This window comes from Acidovorax sp. LjRoot204 (assembly GCF_056175785.1).
Genome location: NZ_JBGFFF010000127.1, coordinates 1 through 12982, shown reverse-complemented (window position 1 = coordinate 12982; position 12982 = coordinate 1). Strand labels below are relative to the sequence as shown.

The 12982-nt window shown below is 57.0% G+C and carries 11 protein-coding genes; 3 read left to right on the top strand and 8 right to left on the bottom strand.

Translation table 11 applies throughout. The features are described from left to right. The 6 genes from AC04MI_RS18860 to AC04MI_RS18835 all read right to left on the bottom strand — a co-directional run. Positions 1-1494 (bottom strand): ORC-CDC6 family AAA ATPase (locus tag AC04MI_RS18860; protein WP_476498409.1); only part of this gene is annotated, 1494 nt, incomplete at its 3' end. Further along, on the bottom strand, positions 1494-2390 hold the full coding sequence (locus tag AC04MI_RS18855; protein ID WP_476498408.1) for a phosphoribosyltransferase-like protein: 897 nt from the start codon (positions 2388-2390) through the stop codon (positions 1494-1496). The genes AC04MI_RS18855 and AC04MI_RS18860, both read right to left, overlap by 1 nt. A gap of 11 nt (positions 2391-2401) precedes the next feature. Beyond that, on the bottom strand, positions 2402-3673 hold the full coding sequence (locus AC04MI_RS18850; protein ID WP_476498407.1) for an N-6 DNA methylase: 1272 nt from the start codon (positions 3671-3673) through the stop codon (positions 2402-2404). A gap of 345 nt (positions 3674-4018) precedes the next feature. Continuing rightward, positions 4019-4225: a DUF2783 domain-containing protein gene (locus tag AC04MI_RS18845; protein WP_476498406.1), complete on the bottom strand. Its 207-nt coding sequence runs from the start codon at positions 4223-4225 to the stop codon at positions 4019-4021. 1 nt (position 4226) lies between these two features. Further along, positions 4227-5939 carry an FAD-dependent oxidoreductase gene (locus AC04MI_RS18840; protein ID WP_476498405.1) on the bottom strand — a complete coding sequence of 571 codons (1713 nt, stop codon included), beginning with the start codon at positions 5937-5939 and terminating at the stop codon, positions 4227-4229. Between the two features lie 108 nt (positions 5940-6047). Further along, a complete protein-coding gene (locus AC04MI_RS18835; protein ID WP_476498404.1) occupies positions 6048-7238 on the bottom strand; it encodes an ABC transporter substrate-binding protein in 1191 nt (396 codons plus the stop codon). A 184-nt stretch (positions 7239-7422) separates the two neighbouring features. Here AC04MI_RS18835 and AC04MI_RS18830 point away from each other — a divergent pair, with 184 nt between their 5' ends. Beyond that, complete coding sequence (locus AC04MI_RS18830) at positions 7423-8247, top strand: IclR family transcriptional regulator (protein WP_476498403.1); 825 nt, start codon at positions 7423-7425, stop codon at positions 8245-8247. A 39-nt stretch (positions 8248-8286) separates the two neighbouring features. On the opposite strand, the gene AC04MI_RS18825 is transcribed toward AC04MI_RS18830, so the two are convergent. Then, on the bottom strand, positions 8287-9117 hold the full coding sequence (locus tag AC04MI_RS18825) for an IclR family transcriptional regulator (RefSeq protein WP_476498402.1): 831 nt from the start codon (positions 9115-9117) through the stop codon (positions 8287-8289). A 184-nt stretch (positions 9118-9301) separates the two neighbouring features. Next, complete coding sequence (locus tag AC04MI_RS18820; protein WP_476498401.1) at positions 9302-10105, bottom strand: IclR family transcriptional regulator; 804 nt, start codon at positions 10103-10105, stop codon at positions 9302-9304. Between the two features lie 148 nt (positions 10106-10253). Between AC04MI_RS18820 and AC04MI_RS18815 the strand changes: the two genes are divergently transcribed. Both AC04MI_RS18815 and AC04MI_RS18810 read left to right on the top strand, forming a co-directional pair. After that, positions 10254-12011 (top strand): FAD-dependent oxidoreductase, encoded by a 1758-nt coding sequence (locus tag AC04MI_RS18815; RefSeq protein ID WP_476498400.1) that lies wholly within the window; start codon positions 10254-10256, stop codon positions 12009-12011. Positions 12012-12036: 25 nt separating this feature from the next. Continuing rightward, positions 12037-12813, top strand: a complete 777-nt coding sequence (locus tag AC04MI_RS18810; RefSeq protein ID WP_476498399.1) for an SDR family NAD(P)-dependent oxidoreductase — start codon at positions 12037-12039, stop codon at positions 12811-12813. The last annotated feature ends 169 nt before the right edge of the window (positions 12814-12982 follow it).

Below are 12982 nucleotides of genomic sequence, written 5' to 3'. Positions count from 1 at the left end.
GTCGTAGGCAGCGCGACACTGAATGTCAACGGAATACGGCGCTTCCGGCTCGTCACGCAGGTCTGCGACTTCGAGGGTCTTGTAGCAAAGAATCAGGAAATTGCGGAGGTTGTTGTTGGCCATCGTGGCCAGCGTGTCAAAGCCGCTATACAGCGGGCATTCCCGGGCGAACGGGCGGTACAGCTCCAAGATAGCGCCGAACAAATTGTTGTGTACCCAGGTAGTGTCGAACGAGCCCTTGCCCTCCGCCGAAAAGCGATGCAATTCCGTCAACACTTTCTCTGGGACCAACGTCTCGCGGTTGAGCAACGCCGGAAGCGTGACCAGGGCCTCAGGGGCCGCACCCTCGAACAGGAATTCATGAGCCGAGAGCTTGCTTGCGCGGTCTTTCAGCGCCTTACTGATCTTGCGGGTCAAGATGTCTTTGAGAGCAGGCTCCCGCAATGCGCTTGCGGCGATCTGCTTGTCCGACATTTCGGGAAAGCGCTTGCGCATTATCCCGATGACTTCCTTTTGATAGGACGGTCCCTGGCGTTCCGCGAGACGGTCGTGAGACCGGACCATGTCGAGTCGAGGACTTGTTGCGAGGCTCGCGGCAATGTCCAAGTTGCTAAGAAACACCTCAGCAAAGAACGTGGTCGGTTTGCTAGCCTCCAAGAATTTGTCGAGATCCAGGAGTCGGTAGTCGTGCGTGGCGTTGATTGACTCAGGTCCGGACGTCTGGTTATCCGATGGGTGCTCCTTAGAGGTGAAGCTGACGATCAGCGGACGCTGGCTGTGCTTCAAAAATGCGTTGAGCACATGCCTCTGGTACGGCACCAGGTTCTCGACCTCATCGACATATACAAAGAGTGACAGCGTCGCCAGCTCCGGCAGTTCGCGCAGATCGCCGATCAGCGACAAGACGAAGTGGCGGCCGGGGGGCAGCACCGGGCGCGCCATGGCTTTGACGTTGGAGACCCAGGTGGYGAATTTGCGCCTCAGCGACTCCAGATACCGGAGCAGGTCGCCCGCGCCGGTTGGTGCGCCGTCCATATAGTCCCCAGCGCTCAAGAAGGCCAACGACGCCAGCTTCGCCTCGTCAAGCTCTTGGAAGGCACTCTGCGCAATGGTTTTTGCTGCATGCAGCAGCTCGATCGCGATCACCAAGCCAAAGTAGCTCTCAAATACGACGCTCCATTCGCCCTCCTCAATTCCGCGATGGTTGAGCGAGCTGCAGAACTGCGTATCAACGCGCCAGTAAACACCGACGTGGTCGATCTCGCTGGCCGGAATTTGTTCGCGGCGCTTCGAGAAGGCCGTGTGATAGTCGAAGTACTTCAGCAGCATGGTCTTGCCGCAACCACGCTTGCCCGTGATGAAAACGGACTTCGTCGCGGTCGTCAACGCAAGTTGATCGAAATAGGGAGGGATGAAGAACTCCCCCCAGACGTCGGCTTCATGCTCCTCGGCACGCGTCTTGGCCAACAGGGAAGCGTCGATTTGCATGGTCATCAGGTTCCCCTATCGACGAGTGGCTGCCACGTACGGGAGGTATCCCAAAGCAGTTGAATGGAATCGTCCGGTACGCCGTGCTCAAACGCGATGAGTGCGCCAACATCACCATAGCCACTAGCACCGTTTCCCTTCTCAAAGGGCTGGTTTCGCCTGTGGACTTCAGCGTATACGTCAATCGGCGGCGTCTCATATCGCCATTGCCCCGTTTCTACCCACCTCTGGCAGAGGGACGTAAAGCACATCTCGGGCGCCAGCAGTTCGCCGTAAAACATCGGAACAGTTGGAAACTCGTCCTTGAGCGCCTGGCAGGCCGTCTTATGCGCCATAGATACGGCGATGGCTACGCGCCGCTGAGAAAAGTCGATATCCCAATTTCTCAGGAAGGTGCACAGCTGCACCCCCGTGTAGGTGCCATCGTCGACCACGATGAACCGTTCGTCAGGCGTCAGCACATTGATCTCAGAGGGAAAATGCTTCTCGATCCGATAGCGCTGATTGACCAGGCGGGCCATCAGCTCGCCGCTCTTACCGGGAGGAACAAAGCCGCGGGTGGCCAGCGACGGCGGACCGCAGGAAATGCTTAGGCCCGTGCTCCCCCTCAGCGCGTCTCCCCAGGCAACCTCACCTTGCGATCCCTGCTGTTCGACGAAGTGAATCGTCGCCTGTTTGAGGGCCTGGCGCATCGACGAAAGGAGCTGCTCGTTAGTACGAAAGATCAGGTTGCGCAAGATCAGCCAGGCGAGCGTTTTCTCGGCCTGAGACTGGAACTGCTTGACCCACCGCTTGATTCGTTCGATGTTCAGAGGCGCTCGCACGCCCGTGCGGCTAAGCAAGTGAACGGCACGCTCGACAGCGAGTTGATCGAAGCCATCGAATTGAAGATTCTGAGACATCGTCGGAACCTTCAGAAGTGAATGTCGAACAGATTGCTCTTCGACATGAACCTCGCGGCAACGCCGTGGGCTGCTGAACCGAGGGCTAGTCGGCCCATGTCGCTTTCCAGAAAACGGTAGAGCCTTTCACGATAGCTGTCCGTTGCACGCAGCGCAAAGATGCAGTCGCTGATCACGCAAGGCCCATGGACCACGAGAGCGACCTGATCCGAAAGCGACCGGCCAACGCGAGCAATCAAAATGTCCCCTGGTATGGCGAGTCGGGCATCACGAGCAACCCGCTGAACCGTACGAGCGCCTAGTGCGAAGCGCTTTGGCACGATCCGCACAGCCTGTTCGCCCATGGGCTTCGGAAAATCCCCGAGGTGAAACACAGGCACCGGAAACGACGGTATGGCCGACGAACAGATGCTTCCTCGCACGACATCGGTCAGCGCTTGGCGAAAGGACATTGGCGACGGGCTGTCACGACTGCGGCGGACTGGCACCGGACGTGACGCGTGGAATGCGAAGTCGAGTCGCTTGACAGCGGCGTCCTGACCGATTTGGATCGCCGCGCTGAGCCGGCCGTCGGCCCCCATCTGTTTGAGAGAGACTTCGCCGGTTTCACCCGCGCTCTTGGTTAACACAGCGAGATAAGTCTGCGCCTCGGTGCCCTTGAACACCCCACGCGGAAGCTGGACGACTTGCTGAACGAAGTGTTGACGCAACAACGTCTGCCGGACGCGGCTGAACCGTTCCGCCGTCACCAGCCCGTCAGGAAGGATCAGGCCGAGCTTGCCGTTGTTGCGAAGCAGCCGCAAATTCTGGGCAAGGAAGAGCAAATCTGCGCCAGCGTCGAAAAGCGAGGTAAGGGCGCCTGACAGACCCGCGTCCTCCAAGATCTTGCCAAAGTCCGCCCTCCATCTGGGCCGGATGTACGGCGGGTTGCAGACGGCAACGTCCACCGTTCCGAGCTTCAGGCCGATTCGGTCCGACAGCGCCTCGTCCAGAACATCATGGACGAAGTGGGTGTGCTTGAGGTGCGGGGAGGCGTTGCTGGCGTCCAAAGGCCTAGGCGCGCCGCAGTCGACGTCCACGGTGACAAGCTTTGCATGCTGCCAGCGTCTGGCTGCAGCGCTGCAGAGGGACCCGGCACCCGACCCCAGTTCCAGCACCAGCTTTGGCTGCGGCACCTCGATCCGCTCGATCAACGACCGACTAACCAAAGGCGAGGTGTAGTAGCGCCCCCACGGGTCGGACGTCTGACTCGGTCTAGACAGACCACTGATTGACCCTGTCATCTCTACACCCTCTTTGCAACGCCGTTCTACTTAGGTAATGCACCGACCGAGCAGCCGGTGACATTGGTCACAAGTGTAGCGGCGCACCGTCAGCTAGACGAACTGCATTCCAAATCTGTGGCGCAAATCATGTCCGACGAAAATCATCTGGCCCGAGTACACGCGAAGGGGGGCTGTGCCGTGGCGGCATGCGAACGGCAGCAGCGGCTCTGAAACCAGACACCTGACCTCGGAATTCAGGGCCGACTGAATGACAGCAAAGGGTCGCCACCGCAACTCGATGGCGCTACCGCCACAGACAGCAATCGCTGCGTTGCGGTCTCCGGCCGGGCTACTTGTCCCGCCCTAGGATCTGCTAGCACAAGTGTTGCGTCGCGCGGCTTCTAGGGCGTCCAACAATACATCGCGCCTTCCTATGTGATTGGCAAGTAAAAGCACGAGTTGAATGTTCAGCTTGTGGCTCCTTGCCAAGTCGATGTCGCGATGTGCCTCGATCAATTTTTCATAAAATTCGTCAGCGGCTTGGAAGTTTGGTGTCGTGATGAGATTCATATCAGGCCTGGACGGTATTTCCGAGAGCGCGCAGCAAGGCCGCGTCGACATCTTCTGCTTCAGGTGCACGCCAGCGAGCACATACATGCTGGTCCGGGCGTATCAACCACGCGTTGCCCGGGCGGGCGTCGTAGCGGCGGGCGAACAGACCTTCTTTGTCACAGATCACCCTCAGACCCGGACCGTCCTGCAGTGATGTCGTTCCGGTCACGACCAGTACCTTGTCAATTTCCGTGTGAGCGAGATCGGTCGGCATTTCATTTGAATAGACCACCAACGTGAAGTCTTGACCCAATTGCCGCAGAAACCATTCTGTCTTTCCTGCGCGGGTTATCGGGGCGTCTGCTGCAGGTGCGCCCGGACAAATGGGCGAGGCGAATTTCTCGCTATCCGGAGTATTCAGAGGCGAGGTCTCCAAGATAGCCGGAACAGACAATCTCCCGCTGTTGACCAGTTGACGCGCGAATGGAAATTCGGCTGCGAGATCTAGCGTCGCATCACGAAACTGTTTGCTGATCTCGCTTTTGGGAGTGATGAAGTCGGTGGCTCGGGTTGAGTTAAGCAGGTTCTCGTCAGCTGCGAATTCGCGTTCAATCCCATAGCTGTCCAGGAGGGCCTCAGTTGCGAGCGCTGTCGCTTTCCCTTTAAGTACTGAGTCCAGTTTCCAGGCGAGATTCTCCGCATCCTGTATGCCTGAGTTTGCGCCGCGGGCTCCGAATGGTGAAACCCCGTGAGCGCTGTCTCCTGCAAAGATCACTCTGCCATGACGAAAGCGCTCCATGCGCAGACACACAAAGGTGTAGACGCTCGCCCATTCCAATTCGAAGGGGACTTCTCGGCCAAGCGCCTGACGCATCATTGCGTTGATGCGCGGAGTGATTCTCTCCAACTTCTTTTCTTCTTCTGGATTAGCATCCCAACCGAGTTGGAAATCGATCCGCCAGACGTTGTCCGGTTGACGATGTAGAAGAACGCTCTGATTTGGATGGAATGGTGGGTCAAACCAGAACCAGCGCTCAGCTGGGAAGTCCGCAGCCATCTTCACATCGGCGATTAGAAACCGGTCATGGAATACACGCCCCTTGCTCTCCAGACCCATGAGTGCGCGAACGCTGGACCGTCCACCATCACAAGCGACGACGTAGTCGGAAGTCACCTTGTACGGACCATCCGGTGTATCAATTCCCAAGGTGACTTTTCCGTTTTCGCCCTCTATCTGATCCAAGGCGACAACAGCGTTCTTCCAGCGGATTTCCAAATTGGGAAGCTCGGTTGCTCGTTGCAGCAAGTACGCTTCGGCGTAGTACTGTTGAAGGTTGATAAAGGCTGGTCGCTCATGGCCCGGCTCCGGCAGCAGGTCAAATTGGTATACCTGCTCGCTTCCTCGGAACAGTCTGCCCACGTTCCATGAAACGCCTTTGCCAACACAGGCGTCTCCCACGCCAAGTCGATCCCAAATCTCCAGCGTGCGTTTGGCAAAGCAGATAGCGCGCGATCCGTTCGACAGCCGATCGTCGTTGTCCACCAGAAGAACCTTTTGTCCGCGTTGAGCGAGGTCTATGGCGAGGCTCAGACCAACTGGCCCAGCGCCAATGACAACGAGGGGGTGGTGTGCTGGATGCTCGCTGCGCTGGTCGGGCGAAGGCTCATAGGCAAACTCGAGTGCCTGTATCTCGTGCCCTGACATACCGGGCGAAAGTTCGAGGATTTTCATTTGATGCTTCTGCAGGTGTACTGAAGGCTGGGGGGCGCTTCCGAGCGATATCTCAATCGAAGGCGAGGACCCCAGCAAAGCTTCTGTCGATGGGGCCTGCTACGGTATCTAGCGCTTGAAATCGGACGATTGCAGCGACTTGGTCGTTGCGTCGTTCACTTGAGTGAGCTTGCCCCCTGTCCATTTGACGAAAGCAAAATCGCTAGCGGTCAGCGCTTCATGACTTGTCGGCGAGAAGGGGCGTTCATACGTCTTCTTGATGCCCTCTACCGGAACTTGCAGGTTCTCTAGTGCCTCACGCATTTTTGTTCCGTCGGTAGAACCTGCTTGCTTGATGGCGGCTACCAGAAGTAGCGTTGCGTCGTACCCATGAGCCACGAACGGAAATGCACTGGCTGCTGCCAATTTGTCCTTGGTACGCTCAAAGAGAGCCTTTTGCTTGGGAGCGACGGCATCAACCATGGTGCGCATAAAGACTGGCTTTTCGGCCAAGGCTTGGCCCGCCGCGTCATAGAAAGTGATGTTGTCGGCGGYCCAAGATGACAGGACATTCGGGAAATAGTTGACTTTCTCCATGCTGCGGACCAGCTGGCCTGTTGGCGTTCCCTGCGCCCAAACCACCAACGTGTCTACGCCGGCTGCTTTGAATTTGCTCAGCTGTGAGGTCATATCTGTATCACCTACAGCGAATCTCTCCGTTGCAACGACATCGAGGCCCTGCAGCTTCGCGATCTCGGTCATGTCTTTGAGACCCCCTTGGCCGTAACCCGTGGTCTCCGCGACCAGGCCGAGCTTCTTGGCGCCTGCCTTTTTCGCATAGGCCATCAAACCCACCACCTGTTCTCTGTCAACGATGGAGACGCGGAACATGTAGTTTTCAGCGCCTGGGCTCATCGGCTTGGTGATGTCGGTTCCTCCGCCGATCATGCCCATGGAGACAACTTTTTTCTGGTTGGGAATATGTTTCCAGGCCATCGCATTGCCAGAGTTGGTGGGGCCAAGCACGGCCACCACCTTCTCGYTRTCGATCAAYTCACTCATGTTCTGGATCGATTTGGGCGGCTGGGATTGATCGTCGCGAATCACTAGCGTGAGCTTTCGGCCAAGCACGCCACCCGCGGCGTTGATGTCTTCAATGGCGGCGCGAATTCCAAGCACGCCTGCGGCTCCGCTTTGTGCAGATGGCGAGGCTGACAGGTCGCCGTTGAACCCCAGCTTGATGTCTTGCGCAGCGACTGCGAATGAAATGAACGCAGCTGCTCCAAGGGCTAGTCTGCGTGCCGATAGAAGGTTTCTCATGCTTGTCTCCGAGTGAAAAAAAGGGCGGATGCGGCGTGTTGGCATATCAGAGCCACACTTTCCGGTCATCTGTTGCTAGTATTTATCTAGCTCGCTAAACTATGACTAGTATTTACCCTATGCAAGTGCGTTAGTCATTGTTGAATTTCCATGGGGAAGCTGATTGCACATATGATTTCTCACTATGAAACTGACCCACGAGCAAGATGAAGATCTGAATCCATCTCTCCCCAGTGGCCGTGAGCGCCGTGGAATTCAGTCAATAGAAGTCGGTGGGGAAATCCTGAGAGTGCTGGCTGCTGAGCCACGTCCTATGGCCCTCAGAGACCTGACCAAAGCGGTGAGCATGCCTTCCGGGAAGATCCACCCCTACTTGGTGAGCTTTGGGAAGATCGGACTGGTGGCACAGGACCCTGTAACTGGTCAATACATGCTGGGTCCCATGGCGATCCAATTGGGGCTCACAGGACTGCAGACTCTTAATCCCATTCGTGAAGCGACGCCCATGGCGGAGGCGCTGGCTGCTGAAACCGGACACACGGTTGCGATCGCGGTCTGGGGAAACCTTGGGCCCGTAATAGTTCGCCTGATCGACGCCGCGTATCCGATCAACACCAATATCCGTACCGGAACGGTGATGTCGCTGGCCAATACAGCAACAGGCAGGGTGTACTCAGCGTATTTGCAAAGGCCGTTGATCGACCGCATGCTTCAGGATGACTACATCCGTTTGGGCCCTGACATTGCTCACCCGCTGGATGGCAAGGCGGTTGAGGATTTGATCGAGGAGGTGAGGGTGCGGGGAATGTCGCGAGGGGTGAATCATCCAACGCCAGGGATCGTTTCGTTCTCGGCGCCAGTCTTCGATTACTCCGGCGCGATTGCCCTGACCATTACGATGATGGGCCCTACGGGGACTTTTGACCCCGATTGGAATGGCCCTATGGCTTTGGCCTTACGCACTTGTGCCCTCAACATCTCGCAGAGGCTTGGATTCAGGAAAGCGTAGTTGCAGGACGTCAGCCGCAGGCAACTCGTCCAGTTGGTGTCAGCGCGGATCCAGAGAGGCTCTTGAAGGCCCGCCTAGGCGTTTTGAAACCTCAAGGCCGCATGCGCGGACGGCTGTCGCCTGAGTGCCGTTCCAGTCCGTATCAAACGACCTGGAGCGGCCCATGAGGGTGACTCCGAGGACGATGTTGCCGGAGTAGTCGAAAACCGGTGCTGCAAATGAGCAGACACCAGGAGTTGGGTTGTTGACTGAGCGAGACACGCCATGCTTGCGCACCTCTATCAACATCTTCTGCAGTTCTTCCGTGTCAACTGGTTTCGCGATATCCGGCCCCAAGCGTCGCTCATCCTCCTGCAGCGACTCTTCGATCAGTTTCGCGGGTAGGTAGGCGGCGAACAATCTACCGGTCGCCGTACCTGCCAGAGACATGACTGTTCCAGTGCGGATGTTTGTGTGCAGTGGATAGATTGCGTCAAAGAGAAAGACCATCGTCGGGCCTTGATTTCCCCAGACGGACAATCCGACACTGTGCCCGGTTTCCCTTGCTAGCTGTTCTGCGAAGGGAGTGGCTTCGCGGACCGGATTGAGCATACGAAGGGTCACGAGACCTAACTGCATTGCTGTAGGTCCCAGCCAATAGAACCCCGTCGAGGCCTCCTGCGTCACAAGCCCCAACTTGGCGAAACTCACAAGGTAGGGGTGTGCTTTTCCTGGTGCCATGTCGGCAGCCCGAGCTAGTTCTCTCAAAGGCAGTGGTCGCCCTTGCGCGCCAAGGGCTAGAAGCAATTGGCCACCTGCCTCAATAGACTGAATTCCTCGGCGCCCCTTCTCCGAACCACCTTCGTTGCCATCTTCGTCAAGTGTGCCCATGATCGTTTCCTCGGAATTTTTGTTTGTCGATCGCGTTAGCTAGTGATCAATTTTTAGTCTAAAGCGTACGCATTAGTTTGTCTGTGATGAAGAGCAAGGCGTCACTGCATTCGAAGTGACGGGGGCGGTTGTTTTTGTTCGTTGGGATGTCACGCTGCAACCTCATGCTCTTTGCCTTGGGTTCTCATGGGCCACGACGGAGGTTTCCGAGGCGGGCAGAGATCGCCGAGCCGCATGCCCTTACCGCTTTTGCCTGGTTCCCGCTCCATGTTGTATCGAAAGAGCGGGTACGCCCGAGGAGCGTGACAGCCATCACTAGATTGCCTGAATAGTCGAAGACCGGGGCAGCAAATGAACTGACCCCCAAGGTGGGCATATCGACGGATCGTGAGAGTCCGTGTTCATGCACCAGGCGGAGCATATCCTGCAGTTCGCTCGGCTCGACGGTTCGTGAAATATCTGGACCAAGCCGACGGTCATCTTCAAGCAATGACTCTTCTATGAGTTGTCGCGGTAGATACGCCACGAACAATCGTCCCGTTGCCGTCCCGGCAAGAGACATGACCGTCCCCACACGCATGTTGGTATGAAGGGGATAGGTCGCGTCGACGAGGGACACGACCGTAGGACCGTGGTTTCCCCAAACAGACAGTGCAACGCTGTGCCCAGTATCTTGCGCAAGTAGTTCAGCAAACGGTGCAGCTTCGCGCTGGGGATTCACGGTGCGAAGCGTCAAGAGCCCGAGCTCCATGGCTGTAGGACCGAGCCAGTAGTGGCAGGTTAAGGCGTCTTGAGTGACCAGACCGAGTTTTGAGAGGCTCACCAAGTAAGGGTGGGCCTTTCCTGGGGCCATGTTGGCTGCTTTTGCAAGCTGCTTCAGGGGGAGAGGGTGTCCATGGGCCTCCAAAGCGAGAAGCAAGTGCCCGCCCGCTTCTATGGCTTGTATGCCTCGGCGCTCCTTGTCCGAGGCCATTTCGATTTCTTCCATAGCAGATACCCCCGTAGGCGATGCATGGTATCTGATCCATTCAATTGCATTAGATCAGGGTAAACCATTAGTCTATAAAAAATGCATTAGCACCATACTAACGCCATCGGGTCGCTAAAGCAGCCCCTACGTCCAAGGAGTGATGATCATGAGTGAGCTGGAAACGAGCTACGACGTTTTGGTAGTTGGAACTGGAGCATCCGGTATGTCCGCGGCCGTGACGGCTGCGTACGAAGGACTCAAGGTGCTGGTTGTGGACAAGGCCCCCGTATATGGGGGCACCACAGCCCGTTCGGGTGGCTGGTTGTGGATTCCGGGGACGAAGCTCGCCAAGGAGCAAGGCATCAGCGAACCTGCAGGGGCGGCACGGGAATACCTGCAGCACGAAACCACCACGCACTTCGACCCCGCACGCGTAGACGCATTTATCGAGAACGGTCCAAAAGCCATTGACTTCTTCACGGAAAAAACGTGCGTGCAATTCGACATGCCGCCCGTATTTCCGGACTATCACGCCGAGGCTCCAGGCGGCCAACCTGGTGGCCGATCGATGGTGACTCGCCCATTCGATGCCCGAGAACTCGGCACTTATGTTTCAAAACTCGCGCCCCCGGTGCCCGAGTTGACAGTCTTCGGGATGATGCTTGGATCGGGCAAAGAGTTGTGGCACTTCTTGCGTGCTTTTAAGTCGCTCGAGTCTTTTTGGTACGTCGCAAAGCGGTTCGGCGGACATCTCATGGATGTTGTCAGGTATGGCCGTGGGATGACGCTGACCAACGGTAATGCGTTGGCTGGTCGATTGGCTAAGGCCGGCATGGACCTGAACATTCCCGTGTGGCTGAATGCGCCGGTTAAAAAACTCATCGTTGAAGGCGATGCGGTCGTGGGCGCAATCGTGGTGCGCGATGGCAAGTCAGTAGAAATCCGGGTGCGTCGAGGCGTGGTTTTGGCTTGCGGTGGTTTCCCATATGACATCGAGCGTCGCAAGCAATTGTTCCCTCATGCTCCGACCGGTCGGGAGCACTTCACGCCGTCCCCTGCACTGAACACTGGTGACGGTTTGCGCCTCGGCGAATCGGTCGGGGGCTGGGTCGATCCCACCATCCCCAATGCGGCTGCTTGGTGCCCCACCTCGGTGGTCCAACGCAAGGATGGCACCCAGGGGGTCATGCCGCACTTCATTGATCGCGCTAAGCCTGGCGTGATTGCCGTGACTACAAAGGGACGGCGATTCACCAATGAGGCACTGTCGTATCACGACTTCATTCAAGCATTGGTGAAAGCTTGTAAGAACTCCGCCGAAGTGACCTGCTGGCTCGTTTGCGATCACGAGCACTTGCGTGAATACGGACTGGGGGCGGTTGCTCCATTTCCTCTCCCTATCGGCAAACATCTGAAGAGCGGATATCTCAAGCGGGGTAGCAGCCTACAGGAGTTGGCCAGTGTTATTGGTGTCCCAGCTGCCGCCTTGCAAGAGGAGGTGGAAGTTTTCAATCGGGACGCTGCATCTGGCGTTGACACGAAGTTCTCCAAGGGAAGTACCGCCTACAACAGGTATCAGGGCGACTCTTTGGTCAAACCAAACCCCTGTATGGCGCCCATTCGCAAGGGACCGTTCTATGCCATCAAGATTGTTGTGGGCGAAATCGGGACGTTCGCAGGGCTGGCGACCGATGAGTCTTGCCAAGTCCTTTCAAAGGATCGGCAGCCAGTCAAGGGTTTGTACGCAGTTGGCAATGACGCGGCCAGCATCATGGGAGGCAACTATCCGGGCGCGGGTATCACCCTCGGCCCAGCGCTCACTTTTGGCTATGTCGTTGGCCAGACGCTCGCAAAGAAACCGAGTGAACTGACAGACAGTTCAAGCCGCACCTCTGCAGAGCGCCTGCAACCCCAAACGGCATAGATCGAACACATAAAGAAAGACTGCAATGGAAATCTCTGAATTCATGGCGCCCCAGGTCCTTCGTGGACGCATCGCGCTGGTGACTGGCGCGGGACAAGGCAATGGCAGGGCTATCGCCAAAGGTCTTGCCAAGGCGGGCGCTCGGGTCGTCGTGACAGACTTGAACGAAGAGAACGCCAAGCTTGTCGCTGCAGAAATCACGGCCGCTGGCAGTTATGCGATCGCGTACAAGTTGGATGTGACCTCAAGCGAAGCGTGCCAAACCTTGGCTAAAACTGTAGCCACTGAAATCGGCAACATCGATATCTTGGTCAATAACGCGGGCATCATCATTCGCGAAGGGCTCGACAGCCCTCAGGTGGCGTCCAACCTCGAGCGCACTCTGAATGTCAATGTGATGGGTACTTTCCTTCCATCTCATGCTTGGTTGGACGCACTAAAGCAGACCAGAGGCGTGATCATCAATGTGGGATCTATCGCTTCGAGCACTGGCATCCCCAACGTGGTTGGCTATTCGCCATCCAAGGGTGCCGTCAAACTCATGACGCAAGCCCTCGCCGTCGAACTCGCCAAAGACGGTGTGCGGGTTAACGCAATCGCGCCAGGAGTCATCGAAACCCCGATGACTTCCTACACGCGGGAAGCGCCAGAGCGACTCGATAAATTTATGTTGCGTACGCCCATGGCACGCGTCGGTCAGCCCGAAGAATTGGTCGGTCCCGTAGTTTTCCTGGCATCCAGCATGGCCTCCTACGTGACAGGTGTCACGCTGCCTGTGGATGGCGGGTTTCTCGCCTCTTGAGTCGTTCCCATCCAGATTTCCAACCCAGAACTCACAGAGTTCACAAATCCAAAAGGAGACAGCCATGAGTATTCCTAAGCTCTTCAAGCGAGCCATCCTGGCAGCCAGCGTTGTCGCCGCTGCCACGGCAAGCGCGCAAGACATCAAGCTTGGATACAACGGAGATTTG

What these genes read in the sequence shown, in the direction of transcription:
- AC04MI_RS18855 (WP_476498408.1), bottom strand. Translation starts at nt 2,390, where the DNA reads ATGTCTCAGAATCTTCAATTCGATGGCTTCGATCAACTCGCTGTCGAG.
- AC04MI_RS18850 (WP_476498407.1), bottom strand. Translation starts at nt 3,673, where the DNA reads ATGACAGGGTCAATCAGTGGTCTGTCTAGACCGAGTCAGACGTCCGAC.
- AC04MI_RS18845 (WP_476498406.1), bottom strand. Translation starts at nt 4,225, where the DNA reads ATGAATCTCATCACGACACCAAACTTCCAAGCCGCTGACGAATTTTAT.
- AC04MI_RS18840 (WP_476498405.1), bottom strand. Translation starts at nt 5,939, where the DNA reads ATGAAAATCCTCGAACTTTCGCCCGGTATGTCAGGGCACGAGATACAG.
- AC04MI_RS18830 (WP_476498403.1), top strand. Translation starts at nt 7,423, where the DNA reads ATGAAACTGACCCACGAGCAAGATGAAGATCTGAATCCATCTCTCCCC.
- AC04MI_RS18825 (WP_476498402.1), bottom strand. Translation starts at nt 9,117, where the DNA reads ATGGGCACACTTGACGAAGATGGCAACGAAGGTGGTTCGGAGAAGGGG.
- AC04MI_RS18820 (WP_476498401.1), bottom strand. Translation starts at nt 10,105, where the DNA reads ATGGAAGAAATCGAAATGGCCTCGGACAAGGAGCGCCGAGGCATACAA.
- AC04MI_RS18815 (WP_476498400.1), top strand. Translation starts at nt 10,254, where the DNA reads ATGAGTGAGCTGGAAACGAGCTACGACGTTTTGGTAGTTGGAACTGGA.
- AC04MI_RS18810 (WP_476498399.1), top strand. Translation starts at nt 12,037, where the DNA reads ATGGAAATCTCTGAATTCATGGCGCCCCAGGTCCTTCGTGGACGCATC.